The following is a 19,021-nucleotide window of genomic DNA, read 5'->3' as shown; positions in this document are numbered from 1 at the left end:
ACCCCTCCCGTCGGCCAGGCGCCCGCGCCGGCCGAGCCCGCTGCCGAGCAGGAGACCGAGTAATGCGCCACCTGGCCCTGCCCTTCTACTGCGCTTTCATCGTCGGCCTGATGCTGGCGTTGCTCGCGCGCGCCATCTATACCGGCGCCCATTCGTTCGTGTTGGTCGCCCTGGTCGGTATCGGCTACTTCGGCTGGGCCTGCGTGAGGGACCTGCGTACCAGCTGGCCAGCTTTCCGCGACGAGACGAGCCAGCGCGCGGCCGCCCGAGAGCGCATGCCACTGCCAGCCGAGGACACCCACTGACCCCCTGCCCTGCGCTCGCCCCCTGTAGCGCAGGGAACCCGCGCCGGCCGGGTTCCACCAGCCGGCAACCCATTCCAGGAGTCCAGCGTGCGTAACCAGCTCGACATCTTCAAAGACGACCCGGTACGCATGGCCAAGGCCAACCGCGAAGCCGCAGACCACGCGCTGCACGACACACAGTTCACCGAGCGCGAGCGACTTGAGCGCTCCGCCTACTACACCAACGAAGCCGAGCGATGGGAGTTCCGCGCCGCCCTCGGCGGACAACAGATCAACGGCACACAGGAGCCGCGAGCATGACCACCGACAACAAGACCCTTGCAGACGCGCAGCCAGGTGGGAGGGTGAGGCTGGCAACTGTGCCGTACGACCGCGCACGCGACCTGCTGGGCGACGCATACAACGCCGGCACTCACGGCATCGGCTACAGCCAGCAGGCCATGGAGCTCCACGACGCAATCTTCTCCGCCCAGCCCTCCCCGGGTGGTCAGGGGGATGCGTTTTCGAGCGAGAGGGTCCGATGGTTTAAGCGCACAGGTGAGTATCTTGCGCGGGCGCAAGCAGCCGAGGCTGAGTTGGCAAGTTTCGATAGATTCCGAGCAACCTCACGTCGGCAGTCGGCGGTGGAACTCTTGTTGAATCAGGGGTTCATCTGGAATGGTGTGGAGTGGAAAGCCCGCCAGCCGGTGGCATCAAATCAGGTAGTCGAAGATATCGAGCAGCTGCCTTTTGATACCTCGGCTCAGCCGTCCGGAAATTCCGGAGAACTGGCCGTTGATACCCAGCCGGTGGGCTACGCCAACATCCACCAGCTCAACGATCCCCGTAATGACGGGGTGGTGCTTCGTAGGAAGGATGACGATGGGTTCTTCACCGAACCTCTTTATCGCCGGCCGCCCGCGCAGGCCGTGGACCTGGGCCGTTGGTCGCAGCGACATGCGGATGATCTGCACGTGGCAGTGCACACGGCCCTCAGCGTGCACGCTGGTTCGTTGAGCCAGAAGAAGCGCGCTGCAATCAGTGCCTACGTGAAGCGGCTGCTGATCGACAGCCAGGCGGTGGGCAATGGCTGATCTCATCAGCTCAGGGCTGGTCGATCAACTGCCGCGCAAGCTTCGACCCGTATTCGAAAGCTTCCTGGACGCTCTTGAACTCCTCGCTGTGACCGTCAGAAAGGCGGCGGCTTGGGTATCCATCAACGTCGATTCCTTCGACCGAGATTTCCCCGGTGGCGAACTGCCAGATCTGAACGACGAAACCAATGCCCTTGTACTCCCCTTCGCGGGGGTAGCGCTGAATGCTGTCCATGACCGCCTCTCCAATGGTGACGCGGCGGATGCTGGCCGAACTTTTCGCCCGGATCAAGTGGCGGTGTTCCATGGGTAAGGACATGCCTATCGGCCTGTGCTGCGTCTGCGATGACCCGCTCGACCTCAGCGATGCCGGTGTCTGCACGACCTGCGGCAAAGGCTTCTGCTGGAACGACTGCGGCGAATGGCATCACGGCCAACACACCTGCTCCACCTGCATGGACGCCGACGACGGCGACCTGGACGACGACGAGGAAGATTCCAATGGCTGACGGCTCCCGCGCATTCAACTTCCCCATGCCGCAGCGCTCCCGTCTGCGCCCCGGCGAGATCGTCGTGGATCTGTTCGCCGGTGGAGGCGGTGCATCGGAAGGGCTCAAGCAGGCCCTGGGCGTCGATCCCGCCCTGGCCTACAACCACGACGAACTGGCCATCGGCATGCACGCCGCGAACCACCCGCTGACCCAGCACCATCGCGAAGATATCTGGCACGCAGACCCGCGCGTGGACGTGGCCGGCCGCCCCATCGGCTGGTTCCATGCGTCGCCGGACTGTACGCACTTCAGCCAGGCCAAGGGCGGCCAGCCGCGCAGCAGGAAGACCCGCGCCCTGTCATGGGTGGTGCTGAAGTGGGTTGGCCAGCTGCTGCGCGCTGATCGCCTGCACGGGACCAACACCGCGCCGCGCATCATTTCCATGGAGAACGTCTGGCAGATCCTCACCTGGGGTCCGCTGGTGGCCAAGCGCTGCAAGGCCACCGGCCGCGTGATCAAGATGGATGGCACCGTCGCAGCGCGCGGCGAACGCGTGCCGGTCGGGCACCAGCAGCTGGTGCCGGACAAGCGACACAGCGGCCGCACCTGGCGCCAGTTCGTCGCCGCGCTGCGTTCTCTGGGCTACGCGGTCGAGTGGCGCAAGCTGGTGGCAAGCGACTACGGCGCCGGCACCAGCCGCGAACGCCTGTTCCTGCTCGGCCGACGCGACGGCCAGGCCATCGTGTGGCCCGCGCCAACCCATGGCCCGGCACCCGGGCAAAAGCCTCGCGTGAACGCTGCCGACTGCCTGGACTTCTCCATCCCCTGCTCGTCAATCTTCGGCCGCAAGCGCGACCTCGCGGAGGCCACGATGCGGCGGATCGCGAAGGGGGTAATGCGGCATGTGCTGCAAGCCTCTGATCCGTTCGTTGTACCGGCACAGACCACCTGCCTCGACAACAGCAGAGCCGCCGCCGCCTTCATCGCCGAGCACGCGAACAGCAGCCACGCCCTAGGCTCCATGCGCGTCGACGAACCGCTGCGCACGGTCTGCGCAGGCGTCAAGGGCGGCCATTTCTCCGTGGTCTCGCCAATCCTCGCTGGCGTCGGCGGTCGGGCCGGGCAGTCCGAGCCGCGCTCCGGCGCAGAGCCGCTCTACACGATGACCACCAAGGCCGATACCGCACTGGTTGCCCCGACCTTGGTGCAAACCGGTTACGGCGAGCGCGAAGGCCAGGGCCCGCGCGCTCTGGACCTGCAGCAGCCGCTGGGAACGATTGTTGCGGGCGGCGTGAAGCACGCTGTAGCCGCGCCGCATCTCGTGAAGTTCCGTGGCGACAGCATCGGCACCGCGGTCACCGAGCCAGTGCCGACGATCACTTCTGGCGCTGGTGCCGCCCGCCCTGCCGGCGCGGCGCATGCCCTTGGTGTGTCCACCGCCTTCATGGTGCAGGCAGCCCACGGCGAAGGTCGGCCGAATGGCCCGAAGCGCTGGGGCTCTGGTAGCAAGGATCCTCGATCACCGCTCGGCACGGTCACCGCCAGCGGCAATGGCGGGCAGGCCGTAGCTGAGGCGGAGCTGGCGCAGCTGTCGCCCGATCAGGAGGCCGGCGCGCTGCGCGTTGCCGCGTTCCTAGTGAAGTACTACGGCAGCGGCATCGCCGTGGGGCTCCATGACCCCGTGGACACGGTCACCACCAAGGACCGCCTGGCGCTGGTCACCGTGATCATCAAGGGTACGCCCTACGTGATCGTGGATATCGGACTGCGCATGCTCAAGCCGCATGAGCTGTTCCGTGCGCAGGGCTTCCCGGCAACCTACATCATCGACCGCACCGCCGACGGAACGGTACTGAAGACTACTGCGCAGGTTCGGATGTGCGGCAACAGCGTCAGCCCGCCCCCCATGTTCGCGATTGCAGAGGCGAACTTGGATCGTGTGCCGGCCGACATGGCGGTGGCGGCATGATTGCACCACTGCCCATTTCCCCGGCCACCGTTGTCGAGGTCACGAAGGCATCGTCGCCTGTCGCCGCGGTCGTCTCTGCCATGCGGCGCATCGTCCCCGCCGACGGTCCCGTTGCCGCCGACCAGGTGCGCGCGTGGGCCGACACCCTGATGACGGCGCTCTATACCGCGCAGCCGGTGCGCTGGGAGTACCGCCACAAAGACGATCATGCGCCGGGCTGCTGGATGCAGGCCGACGCCGGCCACGTGTATGGCGGGCACCAACGCGGCCTCGTTGTCCGCGCCCTGTTCGAGACCCCGCGCGTAATCCAGCCCGAGAAGGTCCACGACTTCCAAGCCAGGATCTGCGTTCGCTGCGGCGACAGTGAGGACTGGGCCGGTCCCGATTGTTCCCCACTGGTCAAGAAGGCCGACCCGCGCACCCTGCTGCCATTCGACCCCAGCTGGCTCATCCAGCCACTTCAGTGGCTCAGGGACGCACGGGCCAATCTCAACGCATACGACCGGCGCCATCGCGCCGAGCAAGCCGCCTTCCTTCTGGAAAAGCTCGAAGCCCACATCGAGGAGTGCAAGAAGCCATGACTCAAGAACATATCAGCCACCCGGAAGGGTTGCCGAACTGCGCTGCCGGCCACCGCGCGCGCCACATCCACGACAAGCGATGCGCCTCCGCCGGCGGCGGCCACCTGGTGGAATGCGCCTGCCGGTCGACCAGCAAGCATGCAGATCCCGAAAAGGCCATCGCAGCGTGGCGACGGCTCAACCGCCCCGGGCGCAGCGCGCGGCCGGCAGCTGTGCCTGCGGCGGTCGACAACGTAGTCCAGATGCGCCTGGTGATGGCAGGCGGAGGGAAGGTGGCCAGTGCTGTCTGATATGTACCTCTCGCGCGACGAGATCGCGGGCCTCTGCCGCACGCCACAGCGCGCGCGACAGGCTGCGTTCCTCCGCAAGAATGGGATCAAGCACTTCCTGGACGCGCATGACTGGCCAGTCGTGCTTCGCTCCAGCGTTGAAGGAACGGCGCCGGCTCCGAAGGCGCCGCCGACATGGACTTCCAGCAAGGTCGCGTGAAATGGGACGGAAACCGAGCAAGCCAGGGGCAATCCCCCGGTTCAGGGCACGCAAGCAGAAATCGGGAGTGATCCACTATTACTACGACCACGGCGGCAAGCCGCGGCGCGAAACACCGCTGGGCAGCAACTACGGCGTGGCCATCAAGCTGTGGGCAGAACATGAGCATGCGAACACGATCCCAGCTGCCGCGGTAGTTACCTTCCGTCACGTCGCCGACCGCTACCGGGCCGAGGTCGTGCCCACCAAGGCCGTGACCACCCAGCGTCTCAACAATCGATGCATCACCGCGCTGCTGAGCTACTTCGACGTGCCGCCGGCGCCATTTGAGGCTATCCGGCCTATCAACATCCGGCAGTACCTGGATTGGCGTAAGGCCAAGGTGATCGCGAACCGCGAGGTGTCGCTGTTCTCGCATATCTGGAACTGGGCCCGCGGCAAGGGCATCACCGACCTGCCCAACCCATGCGAGGGCATCCGGCGGAATAAGGAAGCCGGGCGCGATGTCTACGTGGATGATGACGCGTTCAAGTCTGTCTATGCCCATGCCGATGCAGCCTTGCGCGATGCCATGGACCTGGCCTATCTGACCGGCCAGCGCGTAGGCGATGTGTGGTCAATGGACGTGCGCCAGGTCACCGCGCGCGGCCTGATCATCCAGCAGTCGAAGACCAGCAACCGGGTCACCATGGAGATCACGGGCGAGCTGGCGGCCCTGCTCGACCGTATTGCGAAGCGTAAGGGGGAAAAGTGCCCGAACGGGCGAGAGAAGGTCTACAGCACGCGGCTGATCGTGGACGACGAGGGCTTGGCCTTGGGGCGGGCAGCACTGCGCTACCGGTTCGACAAGGCCAGGAAGGCGGCGGGCATTGCTAAGGGGGAGTTCCAGTTCCGAGATCTCCGCGCGAAGGCGGGCACGGACAAGGCCGATTCGGCAAAGGACATTCGCGAGGCGCAGGCCCAGCTGGGGCATTCATCGGTCACAACGACTGAGATCTATGTGCGAAAGAAGAGAGGATCCAAGGCCACACCGACGCGATAGCGCGGCTGTGCCTGTATGCAAATTAAAGCGTTACGCCTGCGTTATGGCGACTTTCTAACGGCTTTCGGCGAAATTCTTATCTCCATCCAAACCGAGATCACCGCCATGATGATGCGCAGTTTCCCAACCATGCGGCTCGCTTTTACATCAGCCAACAGGCTCATGGTCGAAGCAGAGCAGTGGCCGGAAGTCTTACAGCTGCTCAGCTCCGGAGGGGTGCAGGGAACCACGTCGGAGCAGACGTGCACGGTCTACCTGGACTCGACTCTGCCACCATCGGCCGGTCAGCCTGGATATTCAGAGACGTTCATTTGGTTTCAGGCATCCGACGCCGAATACGCGAAGCGCGGGCAGCAGCTTCTAGATTCAGTCGCCTGAAATTCCCCCGATTGCGGAGCGGGCCACATATTGCGGAGCGCCGCAAAACTTGGAACCCGTTGGGAGACATGGAGCGGGCGATGGGAATCGAACCCACGTCAGTAGTCGGGTGGGAAGGTGGCCTCGCGGCCACCCTCCCCCCTCAGAACCGTGCGTGAAAGTTACCCTTCACACGGCTCAAGCAGTCACAAACCCCCTTCGTCTATGGGAGGGGGCGACAGCCGTAGCCTGGCACGGGCGTGAAGCTGCTCGTGACAGGTGGTGTGGAGCAAAACAAGGTTGGAGAGGCGGTCAGACCCCCCGTACACCCTGAAAACCTTGTGGTGGATGTGCCAGCTGGTGCTGGTCAGTTTCCGCCCACAGCAGGCGCACTTGGCCTCTTGCTTTGTCCAAAGCCATAGCAGTTTCCTTTTTCCGGTCAGCGAGCGCTTCATGCGGTATTGCAACCGCTGATTAAAGTAGCTCTCGTCCTTGGGGTCGTAGGGGCTAACGTCAGACCGCACCTTGATGTATTCGCCGACCTTGAGGGACGACAGGCGCATCAGAGTGTGTTTACCGACACCGAAGATCCAATCGCGGGACTTGTTGCGCCGGAAGTACCGACGTTTGATCCAGCGGAGACCTTTGGTGGGGTGACGGCGTTTGGCCCAACACCAGACCGCGTGGTGGATAAGGTGATCCAGTCTTGCGAACGGTTCTGAGGCGTTCACAACTTGGTGATACATACCCCACCCCCGAATGATCGGGTTCAGGACATGCAGCACGTCGTCTTGCGTGGATCCCCGCAACAGCCGGAGCTGGCTGCGGATCTTAGCCATGAAGGCGTTGGTGTTTTGTTTCGACGGCCTTCTAAGGAGGAGATTTCCAAATTTCCGGAAGTTCCAACCCAAGAAGTCGAAGCCTTCGTCCATGTGCGTGATCTTCGTCTTGCTTTCGGAGAGCGTGAGCCCTCTTTCCGCGAGGAACTTGACGACGATCGGCTTGACCTTGCGTTCCAGGATCTCCGCAGAGGCTCCTGTGATTACAAAGTCGTCTGCGTAGCGGACGAAGTTGCACTTGTTGCGGCGTGGGAGCGCATCGATGAGCCGGCCCAGCCCGTCAAGGACAATGTTTGCGAGCACAGGGGAAATGATGCCGCCCTGTGGTGTGCCCGCATCCGTCGGAAACAACTTACGGTCTTCCATGAAGCCTGCTTTCAGCCACTGCGACAGCACATGCCGGTCGATTGGTACGTGTTTCATCAGCCAGTCGTGACTGATGTTGTCGAAGCAACCTTTGATATCCCCTTCCATCACCCAGCGTGAGCTGGTCTTCGTGCTCAGACAGGTCTTCAGGTGGGCGGCAGCGTCGGCTGTCGACCTGAAACTACGGAACCCGTATGAGTGAATGTCCCCATAAGCTTCGGCGACGGGGTCGAGTGCATACAGATACAGCGCCTGCATTGCTCGATCTTTCATCGTCGGTATACCGAGAGGGCGGGTGCCACCTCGGGCCTTGGGGATGTGGATTCGGCGAAGCGGTTTTGCCTTGTATCCCTTACGTTGCAAGGAGTTGATGGCATTCCACTTGGCCGCAGGTGTCGACCACGTTGCACGGTCTACACCCGGGGTACGACGGCCTTGGTTCTCCGTGACTCGACGTACAGCCGTTGCTTTGGCTGCAGTTGAGCGGACAAGTAGCTTTTGTAGGCGTTTAACCCTACGCCACTGCTTGTCCTTAGCTGCCTTCGCTATTCTTGCCTGCATCCTCGACACAGCGCAGCTTGTGGCTTTCCAGTTGATGGAGTGCCAGTTGCTGAGGTGTGAGGAGGCGACATCACCATCGATGATGGCGTCCATATCTACCTCCTGAAGTGGAGCGGGTGAAGGGAATCGAACCCTCGTCAGTTGCTTGGGAAGCAACAGCTCTACCATTGAGCTACACCCGCCCAGAGCCCGTCAGGGGATAGACGCCCCAAAGGGGAGTCGTTCCCCGTTGGGTATGAGTTTGCGAAGCCTGTTTAGCGACAGACCACCCGGTGGAAGTCAGCACCCTTTCGGGTTGGGGCGATCTTTTCATCCCCTATCCCCTCGATTACAGAGAGGCGTTCGCTTACTCCACCATCCTATACCCACTTGGTCATCGTTTCTCCTTGCGGAGAACCTAGTCGCCGAGGCGACAACCAGTTGGGCTTACCACGTTCCGTACATGCAACAGAGTACCTAGGATCTCGCCTTTTCGCCGGAGGTGCAATTGTCAGCGTGTCTCTACCAAGCAGAGAAACATCCGACCTCGTCCCGTTTTGGGTAGGGCCCAGTCGCAGTTGGCCCGTCTAGCTTGACGACGTTTATATGGCGATTCGTTTGTACTGATCCTTGATACTCAGCCTAGCGCCTACTCGGTTACGACTACCGAGGTCACGAGTCCTCCCTCACGGGAGAATCGTATCCGTGAGGATGGCTACATTAACGGAGAGCTTAGCACCGGAGAATTACTTCTCCCGCACCACTCCTTGGCTACCGGTGGCTGAACACCGGGTTGGTTCGAGAACCCTTGGCAGGGTGGACGACCAACAATTGCATGCACAGCCTTCGCCGTGCCAGTAGGGATGTACTCCTACCGTTCAACGTATCGTCCACCGTGTTGCTGGGGGACGTTTTGCTGCCAGACCGAGATCTGTACAGCTGTGGCCAGGAAACCGCCTGGTCGGTTGAACGTGCGGCACGGCTCGTGTCGCACGCTTGGGAAGCTACAGCTCTACCATTGAGCTACGCCCGCATTGCGGGTGAAAGTCTATGCGGAGCGGCCGGTGTTGCGCAATGGTGGCCCGCCACATCCGCCGGCAATGGGGTCAGAGCCGTTTCCGGGCGGAAACGGATCTGACCCCGTTCTGCATCAGAAGCTGCCGCTGAAGCTGGCGAAGATCGAGGTATCCATCGCACGCTTCTGCAGCGTGGTGGTGCTCAGGCCGATGTTGCTCTGCAGGCCGAACAGGTCCATGCGGGCACCGAGGATGGCGGTCGCATAGTTCTTGTCGAACTCCATGCCCGGCACGCGGTACATGCCCACGCCCGGCAGGCTCTGCACCCACGCGCTGGCCTGCTTGGTGTCCTCGAACTCGTGGTCGTAGGTCACCTGCACGTACGGCTTGACGCTGCCGCCGTCGAAGCGGGCCTGCCAGCCGATGCGGCCGACGGTGGAATCGACGTCCTGCTTGCCGTAACCCAGCGCGGTGGCCATCGTGCCGGCGTCGGCGCTTTCGGTGTAGCCGTCGATCTTCACCTTCTGCCAGATCACCGAGGCGATCGGGCCGTGGCGGAAGCCACCTTCGGTGCCGAACTCGTAACCGGCGTTCAGCGCCGCGGTCAGGTTGCTGCCGTCCGGCGAACCACCATGCTCGCGGGTGGCCGGGCCGAGCTGCACCTTGCGGTTCACGTCATAGGACAGCCAGCTGTAGCTGACCTGGCCGTTGACCCAGATGCGGTCGCCGTACCAGCCGGCGAACAGACCGGCGGTGGTGTCCTTCTGGGTGAAGTCGCCACGGCTGTTGCCGAAGTCGGCATCCATGCGGCCGAAGCCGGCGAAGCCGCCGAACACCATGCCGTTGCGGGCCCAGTCGACACCGAACAGGCCGGCCGGGGCCATGCCGTCGTACAGGTCGGCGTGGTCGTAGCGCTGCATGTCACCACGCAGGCCACCCCACCAGGACAGGCCATCAGCCGGTCGGCCGCTGCGGTGCAGGCTGACCTGGTCGGCACGCGAACGGCCGATGGTCTGCGCCGAATGGCTCAGCACCTGCTGCAGGCGCGGGCCTTCCAGGATCGAGATCGCGTACTGGCCCAGCATCTGGTGCGCGGCCGAGGTCGGGTGCACGTCGTCAGCGAACAGATAGGTGCTGGCCGCATCGGGACGCACGTAGGCCAGCGGGCTGCAGCTCAGCGACGAGGCCACCAGGCAGGCGCGGCCGGTAACGTTGCTGAAGCCGTACATGCCCGGGTTGGCGATGATTTCATGCAGCAGGGTGTAGGTATCGAGCGGGATGAACTCGATGCCGGCCTGCTTCAGGCCGCCGTACAGGGCGTTGTTGTACGCGGTGGCCAGGGCGGTGCCCTGCGCGCGACCGGCCGCGCCGCGGTCGATGAAGCCCGGGCTGCTGCCGATGTCCGGCAGGTTCGGCACCATCACGTACTGCGCGCCGGCCTGCTTGAGGCTGGCGACGATGCCGATCTGGTCGGTGACGGCGGCGCCGATGACCGCCGGGGCCTGCGCCGGTGCGGTGATGGAGAACAGATCGTTGGCGCCGCCCCACACGGTGTACAGGGCATTGGCGTCGGCCTTGCCGCCATTGGCGGCCAGGTAGCGGGCGGTCTGCGTCTTCAGCGACGGCACCGGCACGTTGCCGAACGCCGGCTGGGTCAGGTCCACGCCGACCCGCGCGCCGCCGACAGCGTAGTTGTCGCCGATCTGGCCGTTGCCGTTCGGGTTGGCGTCGGTGCCGTAGTAGCCGGCCACCACCTGCGCCCAGACCAGGCCCGGGTTGGTGGTGAACTGGCCGGTGACAGGACGCGCGTCGGCCGGCTGGATGAGCGGGCGGTAGTAGCCGCTGTCGGTCAGGCTGTCACCGAGGAACACGGTGCGCGAGAACGGGGATTCGCCTGCCATGGCCGGAAGCGCGGCCAGCGCGATCGCGGCCGCCATCAGGGAGCGGATCGGGCGTTTGCTGAGCTGCATGTAAGAAACTCCTGTGGGGATATCGTTGAGGTCCCGGCGCACGTACGCCGGCGCACGGTGAATGGTTTCACCGGACCGCCGTTTGCTCACGCTGCGCCGCCGCATGGATTGTCGCCGCCCTTGGCCACGCCCGGGTGTGCGGCAGGTGGCGGAACCGGCAATTTGCAAGGGTTCCGATCCGAGCAGGCCATCAGCGACAATGTGCAGATGGACATCCAGCTCAACGGCGAACCCCGCACCCTGCCCGCTTCGGCGACCCTCCACGACCTGCTGCAGGCCGAGCAGCTGCTGCAGCGCCGGGTGGCGGTGGAGGTCAACGGCGAGATCGTCAGCCGCAGCCGCCACGGCGAGCACGTGCTGGCCGAAGGCGACGTGGTGGAGATCGTGCACGCGCTGGGCGGCGGTTGAGACTGTCCGAAGACCCCAGGGTCAGATCCCTTTGCCAGGGGCAAAGGGATCTGACCCCGTTCTCCGCCCCCTTCAGCGTGACCCCATCTTCAGGCGGATAAGCGATAATCGCGTCATGAACGTTCATGTCTCCCCCGATTCGCTGGTGATCGCCGGCAAGACCTATGGCTCGCGGCTGCTGACCGGCACCGGCAAGTTCAAGGATCTGGAAGAAACCCGCCTGGCCACCGAGGCCGCAGGCGCCCAGATCGTCACCGTGGCCATCCGCCGCACGAACATCGGGCAGAACCCGGGCGAGCCGAACCTGCTCGACGTGCTGCCGCCGGAGCGCTACACCATCCTGCCCAACACCGCCGGCTGCTATACCGCCGAGGACGCCGTGCGTACGTGCCGCCTGGCCCGTGAGCTGCTGGACGGCCACAACCTGACCAAGCTGGAAGTGCTGGGCGACCAGAAGTCGCTGTACCCGGACGTGGTGCAGACCCTCAAGGCCGCCGAACAGCTGGTCAAGGACGGTTTCGAGGTGATGGTCTACACCTCCGATGACCCGATCCTGGCCAAGCGCCTGGAAGAGATCGGCTGCGCTGCGGTGATGCCGCTGGCCGCGCCGATCGGTTCGGGCCTGGGCATCCAGAACAAGTACAACCTGTTGCAGATCATCGAAGATGCCAAGGTGCCGATCATCGTCGACGCCGGCGTCGGCACCGCCTCCGATGCCGCCATTGCGATGGAGCTGGGCTGCGATGGCGTGCTGATGAACACCGCCATTGCCGGTGCGCGCCATCCAGTGCTGATGGCCAGCGCCATGCGTAAAGCGGTCGAGGCCGGCCGCGAAGCCTTCCTGGCCGGGCGCATTCCGCGCAAGCGCTACGCCAGCGCCTCCTCGCCGGTGGATGGGTTGATCGGCTGATGACCAATCCTTTCGACAGCGCCGGTTCCAAGGCCCCGCCCAAGCCCTTCACCGTCAGCGAAGGTCGCCGCGAAGTGCGCAGTTTCGTGCTGCGCCAGGGCCGCTTCACCCCCGCCCAGCAGCGCGCGTTCGACGAACGCTGGCCGCGCTTCGGCATCGACTACAACGGCCAGCCGCGTGACCTGGACGCCACCTTCGGCCGCCCGGCGCACAAGGTGCTGGAAATCGGCTTCGGCAATGGTGCCGCGCTGCGCTTTGCGGCCCAGCACGACCCGTCGCGCGATTACATCGGCATCGAGGTGCACGCGCCCGGCGTGGGCCGGCTGCTGAACGCACTGGCCGAGGACAACGCCGACCACGTGCGGCTGTACCACCACGATGCGGTGGAAGTGCTGCAGAACGAGATCGCCGACGGCGCGCTCGATGAAGTGCGCATCTACTTCCCGGACCCGTGGCACAAGAAGCGCCACAACAAGCGGCGCCTGCTGCAGCCGGCGTTCGCCGACCTGCTGGTGCGCAAGCTGCGCCCGGGTGGCCGCCTGCACTGTGCCACCGACTGGGAAGACTACGCCGAGCAGATGTGGGACGTGCTCGACGCCACCGCCGGGCTGGTCAGCCGCGCCGGCCCGCGTGGCAGCGTGCCGCGCCCGGACTGGCGCCCGCAGACCCACTTCGAGACCCGTGGCCAGAAGCTCGGCCACGGCGTCTGGGACCTGTTGTACGACCGCACCTGATCAACGCCTGAGGACGCCGCGCCCCACATGGATACCGCGCTGACGCTGACCAACGACATGAAGCTCGTGCTCGGGCTGGTCGGCTTCACGATGGCGATGTTCCTGTTCGAGCGCATCCGCGCCGACGTGGTCGCGCTGGTGGTGCTGGTGGTGCTGGGCGTCACCGGCCTGATCGCGCCGGAGGAGATCTTCGGCGGTTTCTCCGGTAACGCGGTGATGAGCATCATCGCCACCACCATCCTCGGCGCAGGCCTGGACCGCACCGGCGCACTGAACCGGCTGGCCGCGTGGCTGCTGCGGCGCGGCCACGGCGTCGAGCAGCGGCTGCTGATGATGACCACGGCCATTGCCGGCTTGAACTCTTCGTTCATGCAGAACCCTTCGGTGATGGCTTTGTACCTGCCGGTGGCCTCGCGGTTGGCCGCGCGTACCGGGCTGACCCTGCAGCGGCTGCTGCTGCCCATTTCGGCTGCGATCGTGATGGGCGGTGCGCTGACCATGGTCGGCAATTCGCCGCTGATCCTGCTGAACGATCTGCTGGCTTCGGCCAACAACAACCTGCCCTCCGGCCTGGCCACCATCGAGCCGCTGCGCATGTTCGCGCCGCTGCCGATCGGCGTGGCGCTGCTGGTCGCCTCGCTGCTGTACTTCCGCTACTACGGCGACCGCAAGCTGATCGAGGAAGAGAACCTGGTCAACGACGGGGTGACCCCGGCGCGCACCGAAAGCTACTTCGCCAAGACCTACGGCATTGAGGGCGATGTCTTCGAACTGGTAGTGACCGCCGAGAGCCCGCTGGTGGGCATGACCCTGGGCGAGGCGGAAAACCTGCACGACGCGCCGCTGCTGCTGGCCCTGAAGACCGGCAACGACACCCGCCTGGCGCCGCCAGCTGAGATGCGCATCTGGGTGGGCAGCGTGCTCGGTGCGATGGGCCCACGCGAGCAGATCAGCGATTTCGCGCAGAACCAGTTCCTGCGCATGTCTTCGCGCCTGAAGCACCTGGGCGATCTGTTCAACCCCAGCCGCGCCGGCATTTCCGAGGCCGTGGTGCCGCCCACCTCGAACGTGATCGGCAAGAGCGCGGCCGACCTGCGCCTGCGCAAGGAACGTGGCATCAGCCTGCTGGCGATCAACCGCGACAAGCAGGTGATCCGCGAGGATGTGCGCGACGTGCAGCTGCGCGCGGGCGATATGCTGGTCTTCCACAGCATCTGGACCGACCTGGCGCAGGCCGCACGCAGCCGCGACTTCGTGGTGGTAACCGACTACCCGACCGGCGAGCAGCGCCCGCACAAGTTCAAGATCGCCATGGCGATCTTCGCGCTGACCATCCTGATTGCGCTGACCAGCAAGCTGCCGGTGGCGCTGACCCTGATGACCGGCGTGGCCGGCATGCTGCTGACCGGCGTGCTGCGCATGGACGAGGCCTATGCCTCGATCAACTGGAAGACGGTGTTCATGATGGCCGGGCTGATCCCGCTCGGCTGGGCGATGGATTCCAGTGGTGCCGCCGCGTGGGTGGCCGGGCACACCATCGACAAGCTGCCCACCGGCATTCCGTTGTGGGTGCTGGAAGTGGCGCTGGCGCTGCTGACCACCGCGTTCTCGCTGGTGATCAGCCACGTGGGCGCGACCATCGTGATGGTGCCCATTGCGGTGAACCTGGCATTGGCGGCCGGCGGCAACCCGACTGCGTTCGCGCTGATCGTGGCGCTGTCGGCGTCCAACAATCTGATGACGGCCTCCAACCCGGTGATCTCGATGATCACCGGCCCGGCCAACTACACCCCGCGCGAGATGTGGCGGGTCGGCGGCCCGCTGTCGCTGATCTACACGCTGGTGGTGGTGCTGATGATCAACCTGATGTTCTGAGGGGATTGATCGGCAGGGCTGCGCCCTGCACCCGGCCGCTGGCCGGTAACCTCAACAGCAACAGCGTGCATTCCGTGGGATGGCGGGCACTGTGGGTTTGCGGGGACGCCGTAAACCCATCCATGGGGGCTTGGTCGCCGCATCCATGCCGCTCATACCCCCGCAAACACACAGTGCCCCGCCTTCGACAGTTTCACGCGGCTGGTGATGGGTGCCGACCGTTGGTCGGCACGGATCCCGCTCTGGCAGCTGTCGACCTTGGTCGACACGGACTTTGTAGCGTCGAGCCATGCTCGACTGCTTCTGGCCTCAGGCCAGGTAGACCCGCCCGTCGCGGATATCCACCGGCACCGCGCGCAGGCGGTCGCCCTTGCAGGGGCCGGCAATGCAGTCGCCGCTGTCGAGCGCGAACGACGCACCGTGCGCGGCACACACCAGATGGCCCTCGCGGCTCTTCAGGAACTGGCCCGGCGCCCAGTCCAGGCGGCGGCCGGCATGCGGGCAGATGTTCAGGAAGGCGCGCACCTGCTTGCCGTCGCGATACAGCAGCAGCGATTCGGCATCGCCATCAACCACCGCTTCGACCTCGGCAAACGCACCATCGGCAATGGCTTCAAGGGCGATCAGGGCAGCAGCGGTAGTCATGGCGAGGGCTCGGGCGGTAAAGCGGAATTGTCGCATGCCTGCTCAGGTGACTGGCTGCGACATGAACACAAGTCATTGATTGGTAATAAGCCTCAGCTATATTTAACGAGTTTTTCACTCAATGACAGTGGCACCTCCCGATACTCTGGTTTCGCTGATCCCAGCCTATCGAGCCGCCATGTTCAATCGCGCATCCGCCTTTACCCAGTTCCGCACCCTGTTCGCGCCGCGCAAGCCGCGCCACCCGCTGGTGCGCGTTGCCGTGGGCCTGCTCGGCCTGGCGATCCTGGCCGCGATGGTGTTCATCGGTGTGTTCGTGGGTGCAGCGATGATCCTGGTCGGTCTGGCGTGGAAGCTGCTGGCTTCGCGCAAGCCGGGCAGCGCGCGTCCGGTCGATCCGACCGTGGTCGAGGGCGAGTACCGCGTGGTGCGCAAGCCGGTACTGCCGGCCTCGCGCTGAGCCGCGCCTTTCGCGCCCGCTGACGGCGGGCGCCATGCGTTCTAGACTGCAGGCACGCCCTTCCTGGATGCCCGCATGTCCGATGTCTCCGATGTGATTCCTGCCGTAGCCCTGCCCCGTGTACCGGTGGTCGGCGGTGGCAGTTTCCCCGTGCACCGCGTCTACTGCGTCGGCCGCAATTTCGCCGACCATGCCCGCGAAATGGGCGCCGCAGTGCCGGCCGCCGATGACCGCGGCCGCCCGATGTTCTTCTGCAAGCCGGCCGATGCGATCGTGGTCGGCCACGACGATGCCATCCCCTACCCGCCGGCGACCACCAACCTGCACCACGAAGTGGAGCTGGTGGTGGCGATCGGCCGTGACGCACCGGCCGGTGAGCTGGCCGTGGCCGACGCCGATGCGCTGGTCTACGGCTATGCCGTGGGCCTGGACCTCACCCGCCGCGACCTGCAGGCCGCCGCCAAGGAAAAGGGCCACCCGTGGGATTCGGCCAAGGGCTTCGATGCCTCCGCGCCGATCAGCGAGATCGTGCATGCCGCCGAAGTGGGCGACCTGGCCGCGTTGAACCTGTCACTGGAGGTCAACGGTGAGGTGCGCCAGCAGGCGCTGCTGGACCAGATGATCTGGAACGTGCCGGAGATCCTGCACGAGCTGTCCAAGCTGTGGCAGCTGCGTGCCGGCGACCTGGTGTTCATGGGCACTCCCTCTGGCGTGGCCGCGCTCAAGCCCGGCGACCGCTTCAGTGCGCGCCTGGAGAACGTGGCCGAGCGCCACGGCGTGATCGCCGGCTGACATCACCTGCGCTACCCTGCGCGCTGTCCACTTCCCCCACCGGAGAAAAACAACAATGGGAATGCTCACCGAGTTCAAGGAATTCGCGATGCGCGGCAACGTCATCGACCTCGCCGTCGGCGTGGTGATCGGCGCAGCCTTCGGCAAGATCGTCACCGCGCTGGTGGAGAAGATCATCATGCCGCCGCTGGGTTACCTGATCGGCCGCGTGGACTTTTCAAGCCTGGCCTGGACGTTGTCGCCGGCCCGGCTTGGCCCGGATGGCAAGGAAATCCCGGCGGTGGTGGTTGGCTACGGCGACTTCATCAACACCGTCATCCAGTTCGTGATCGTGGCCTTTGCCATCTTCCTGGTGATCAAGGTGATCAACCGCCTGTCGCGCAAGAAGGAAGCCGCCCCGGCCGCACCGGCCGAGGAAGTGGTGCTGCTGCGCGAGATCCGCGACAGCCTGAAGAAATAAGGTGGTAGCGCCGGGCCATGCCCGGCGGGACGCCATCTTGCCGCTGGGCTCGCCGGGCATGGCCCGGCGCTACCGCAGAGGCACGCGAAAGCCTCGCTCCGGCGGGGCTTTCGCTTTGCCGGACGTGGCGGAAAACAGCGTTCGCGCCAGCCATGACCTCCCGCCCATGCGCCGGCCTGAACGACTGTTAAGCTCCAAGGCTTGGTCCCTTCCGGAGTTGCCCATGCGTCGCCGCGTTCTTGCCATCGCATCCTCCCTCGCCCTGCTGGCCGCCCCGGCCTTCGCGGCGCCGCGCACCACCACCCTGCCCCCGGCCTCGCTGGCCACCGCCGCGCAGCTGCGCGACCAGGCGCTGGCCGACGACACCGGCTGGAAGGTGGTCGAATCGCTGACCACCGAGATCGGCCCGCGCATCGCCGGCAGCGAAGCCGACGCCCGCGCCGTGGCCTGGGCCGAAGCCAAGTTCAAAGCCCTGGGCTTTGACAAGGTGTGGAAGGAACCGGTGACCTTCCCGAAATGGGAACGCCGCAGTGAGCACGCCGCCGTAACCGGCAAGCACCCGCAGCCGTTGCAGATCACCGCACTGGGTGGCAGCCCCGGCGGCACCGTGGAAGCGGAGGTGGTGCGCTTCGCCGACCTGGCCGCGCTGCAGGCTGCGCCGGCCGGTTCGCTGAAGGGCAAGATCGCCTTCGTCGATTACCAGATGCTGCCGTTCCGCGATGGCCGCGACTACGGCCGGGGCGGCGCGATCCGCAGCAAGGGCCCGTCCGAAGCGATCCGCAAGGGCGCGGTCGGCTTCCTGATGCGCTCGGCCGGTACCGACTCGCACCGCGTGCCGCACACCGGCATCACCCGTTTCGATGACGGCCTGACCCCGGTGCCGTCGGCCGCGCTGTCGGTGCCCGATGCCGACCAGCTGGCGCGCCTGCTGGCCCGTGGCAGCACCACGGTGAAGGTGGCGCTGGATTGCGGCTGGGATGGCACGGCGACGTCGTACAACGTGATCGGCGAGATCACCGGCCGCAGCCTGCCGAAGGAAGTGGTGGTGATTGGTGGTCACCTGGATTCGTGGGACCTGGGCACCGGTGCCGTCGATGACGGCGCAGGCGTGGGCATCACCATGGCCGCCGGCCACCTGATCGGCCAGCTCAAGCAGGCACCGAAGCGCACCATCCGCGTGATTGCCTTCGCCAACGAAGAACAGGGCCTGTATGGCGGCAAGGCCTACGCCGAAGCGCATGCCAAGGACGTGGCCCTGCACCAGCTGGCCGCCGAGAGCGACTTCGGCGCCGGCCGCATCTATGCCTTCAATACCGGTTCGCCGAATCCGGAAGGTTCGCGCGAAGCGACGAAGCAGATTGCCGAAGTAATGAAGCCGCTGGGCATCGAGTACCAGGCCGACAAGGGTGGCCCGGGCCCGGACGTCGGCCCGCTGGCAGCCAAGGGTGGCGCATGGGCATGGCTGGCGCAGGATGGATCGGACTACTTCCACCTGCACCACACCGCCGACGACACGCTGGACAAGATCGACCCGAAGGCGCTGGCGCAGAACGTGGCCGCGTACACCGTGTTTGCCTATCTGGCTGCCGAAGCCGATGGCAACTTCGGCAGTGAGGCGAAGGCGACCACGCCGCCGAACGAGTGATGCGGTAACGCCGGGCCATGCCCGGCGAGCGCAGCAGCAGGGGCGGTGCGAACC

At 65.2% G+C, this 19,021-nt stretch carries 22 protein-coding genes and 1 tRNA gene; 18 read left to right on the top strand and 5 right to left on the bottom strand.

The window, feature by feature from the left end:
* The first annotated feature begins 62 nt into the window (after positions 1-62).
* From LZ605_RS19980 to LZ605_RS19970, 3 genes are all read left to right on the top strand, one after another.
* Positions 63-305 (top strand): hypothetical protein, encoded by a 243-nt coding sequence (locus tag LZ605_RS19980; RefSeq protein WP_249843037.1) that lies wholly within the window; start codon positions 63-65, stop codon positions 303-305.
* A gap of 87 nt (positions 306-392) precedes the next feature.
* Positions 393-605: a hypothetical protein gene (locus LZ605_RS19975; RefSeq protein ID WP_249843036.1), complete on the top strand. Its 213-nt coding sequence runs from the start codon at positions 393-395 to the stop codon at positions 603-605.
* Positions 602-1,378, top strand: a complete 777-nt coding sequence (locus LZ605_RS19970) for a hypothetical protein (RefSeq protein WP_249843035.1) — start codon at positions 602-604, stop codon at positions 1,376-1,378. The genes LZ605_RS19975 and LZ605_RS19970 overlap by 4 nt, the downstream gene beginning before the upstream one ends.
* Before the next feature lie 10 nt (positions 1,379-1,388).
* Here the strand turns inward: LZ605_RS19970 and LZ605_RS19965 are convergent, their stop codons facing one another.
* The gene (locus LZ605_RS19965; RefSeq protein WP_249843034.1) at positions 1,389-1,613 is read right to left on the bottom strand and encodes a hypothetical protein; all 225 of its coding nucleotides are present in this window, start codon (positions 1,611-1,613) and stop codon (positions 1,389-1,391) included.
* Between LZ605_RS19965 and LZ605_RS19960 the strand changes: the two genes are divergently transcribed.
* From LZ605_RS19960 to LZ605_RS19930, 7 genes are read left to right on the top strand one after another with little or no spacing between them, the layout of a single operon-like run.
* Positions 1,612-1,887 (top strand): hypothetical protein, encoded by a 276-nt coding sequence (locus LZ605_RS19960; protein WP_249843033.1) that lies wholly within the window; start codon positions 1,612-1,614, stop codon positions 1,885-1,887. The two genes, LZ605_RS19965 and LZ605_RS19960, sit on opposite strands and share 2 nt — an antisense overlap.
* Positions 1,880-3,838 carry a DNA cytosine methyltransferase gene (locus tag LZ605_RS19955; protein WP_249843032.1) on the top strand — a complete coding sequence of 653 codons (1,959 nt, stop codon included), beginning with the start codon at positions 1,880-1,882 and terminating at the stop codon, positions 3,836-3,838. Before LZ605_RS19960 ends, LZ605_RS19955 begins: the two co-directional genes overlap by 8 nt.
* Positions 3,835-4,419 (top strand): hypothetical protein, encoded by a 585-nt coding sequence (locus tag LZ605_RS19950; RefSeq protein WP_249843031.1) that lies wholly within the window; start codon positions 3,835-3,837, stop codon positions 4,417-4,419. The genes LZ605_RS19955 and LZ605_RS19950 overlap by 4 nt, the downstream gene beginning before the upstream one ends.
* Positions 4,416-4,709, top strand: coding sequence for a hypothetical protein (locus LZ605_RS19945; RefSeq protein WP_249843030.1), 294 nt, complete (start codon positions 4,416-4,418; stop codon positions 4,707-4,709). Before LZ605_RS19950 ends, LZ605_RS19945 begins: the two co-directional genes overlap by 4 nt.
* Position 4,710: 1 nt before the next feature.
* Positions 4,711-4,908: a DUF4224 domain-containing protein gene (locus LZ605_RS19940; RefSeq protein WP_249843029.1), complete on the top strand. Its 198-nt coding sequence runs from the start codon at positions 4,711-4,713 to the stop codon at positions 4,906-4,908.
* Between the two features lies 1 nt (position 4,909).
* Positions 4,910-5,950, top strand: a complete 1,041-nt coding sequence (locus LZ605_RS19935; RefSeq protein ID WP_249843028.1) for a tyrosine-type recombinase/integrase — start codon at positions 4,910-4,912, stop codon at positions 5,948-5,950.
* Between the two features lie 15 nt (positions 5,951-5,965).
* Entirely contained in the window at positions 5,966-6,328 is a 363-nt protein-coding gene (locus LZ605_RS19930) for a hypothetical protein (protein WP_249843027.1), read from the top strand.
* Between the two features lie 185 nt (positions 6,329-6,513).
* Here LZ605_RS19930 and ltrA read toward each other — a convergent pair whose 3' ends face one another.
* From ltrA to LZ605_RS19915, 3 genes are all read right to left on the bottom strand, one after another.
* Positions 6,514-8,166, bottom strand: coding sequence for a group II intron reverse transcriptase/maturase (gene ltrA / locus LZ605_RS19925; RefSeq protein ID WP_071229638.1), 1,653 nt, complete (start codon positions 8,164-8,166; stop codon positions 6,514-6,516).
* A gap of 15 nt (positions 8,167-8,181) precedes the next feature.
* Positions 8,182-8,255, bottom strand: a tRNA-Gly gene (locus LZ605_RS19920).
* A 947-nt stretch (positions 8,256-9,202) separates the two neighbouring features.
* Entirely contained in the window at positions 9,203-11,038 is a 1,836-nt protein-coding gene (locus tag LZ605_RS19915; RefSeq protein WP_249843026.1) for an autotransporter outer membrane beta-barrel domain-containing protein, read from the bottom strand.
* A 207-nt stretch (positions 11,039-11,245) separates the two neighbouring features.
* On the opposite strand from LZ605_RS19915, the gene thiS reads away from it, so the two are divergent.
* The 4 genes from thiS (at position 11,246) to LZ605_RS19895 (ending at position 14,965) form a co-directional block, all read left to right on the top strand.
* Positions 11,246-11,446 carry a sulfur carrier protein ThiS gene (gene thiS, locus LZ605_RS19910; RefSeq protein ID WP_057498832.1) on the top strand — a complete coding sequence of 67 codons (201 nt, stop codon included), beginning with the start codon at positions 11,246-11,248 and terminating at the stop codon, positions 11,444-11,446.
* Positions 11,447-11,561: 115 nt separating this feature from the next.
* Entirely contained in the window at positions 11,562-12,356 is a 795-nt protein-coding gene (locus LZ605_RS19905; protein ID WP_005410813.1) for a thiazole synthase, read from the top strand.
* On the top strand, positions 12,356-13,090 hold the full coding sequence (trmB, locus tag LZ605_RS19900) for a tRNA (guanosine(46)-N7)-methyltransferase TrmB (protein WP_249843025.1): 735 nt from the start codon (positions 12,356-12,358) through the stop codon (positions 13,088-13,090). Before LZ605_RS19905 ends, trmB begins: the two co-directional genes overlap by 1 nt.
* Positions 13,091-13,117: 27 nt before the next feature.
* The gene (locus LZ605_RS19895; protein ID WP_107231713.1) at positions 13,118-14,965 is read left to right on the top strand and encodes an SLC13 family permease; all 1,848 of its coding nucleotides are present in this window, start codon (positions 13,118-13,120) and stop codon (positions 14,963-14,965) included.
* A 309-nt stretch (positions 14,966-15,274) separates the two neighbouring features.
* On the opposite strand, the gene LZ605_RS19890 is transcribed toward LZ605_RS19895, so the two are convergent.
* Positions 15,275-15,610 carry a Rieske (2Fe-2S) protein gene (locus LZ605_RS19890; protein ID WP_249843024.1) on the bottom strand — a complete coding sequence of 112 codons (336 nt, stop codon included), beginning with the start codon at positions 15,608-15,610 and terminating at the stop codon, positions 15,275-15,277.
* 178 nt (positions 15,611-15,788) lie between these two features.
* Between LZ605_RS19890 and LZ605_RS19885 the strand changes: the two genes are divergently transcribed.
* The 4 genes from LZ605_RS19885 to LZ605_RS19870 all read left to right on the top strand — a co-directional run bounded on the left by LZ605_RS19885 (position 15,789) and on the right by LZ605_RS19870 (position 18,967).
* Positions 15,789-16,070, top strand: a complete 282-nt coding sequence (locus tag LZ605_RS19885; RefSeq protein ID WP_249843023.1) for a hypothetical protein — start codon at positions 15,789-15,791, stop codon at positions 16,068-16,070.
* Positions 16,071-16,145: 75 nt separating this feature from the next.
* On the top strand, positions 16,146-16,862 hold the full coding sequence (locus tag LZ605_RS19880) for a fumarylacetoacetate hydrolase family protein (protein WP_249843022.1): 717 nt from the start codon (positions 16,146-16,148) through the stop codon (positions 16,860-16,862).
* Between the two features lie 55 nt (positions 16,863-16,917).
* Positions 16,918-17,322, top strand: a complete 405-nt coding sequence (gene mscL / locus LZ605_RS19875) for a large-conductance mechanosensitive channel protein MscL (protein WP_249843021.1) — start codon at positions 16,918-16,920, stop codon at positions 17,320-17,322.
* A gap of 223 nt (positions 17,323-17,545) precedes the next feature.
* Positions 17,546-18,967 carry a M28 family peptidase gene (locus LZ605_RS19870; RefSeq protein WP_249843020.1) on the top strand — a complete coding sequence of 474 codons (1,422 nt, stop codon included), beginning with the start codon at positions 17,546-17,548 and terminating at the stop codon, positions 18,965-18,967.
* Positions 18,968-19,021: the final 54 nt, after the last annotated feature.

The organism is Stenotrophomonas maltophilia, assembly GCF_023518235.1.
In the GTDB taxonomy this organism is placed as follows: domain Bacteria; phylum Pseudomonadota; class Gammaproteobacteria; order Xanthomonadales; family Xanthomonadaceae; genus Stenotrophomonas.
This window is presented reverse-complemented; position numbering and strand designations above follow the sequence as displayed.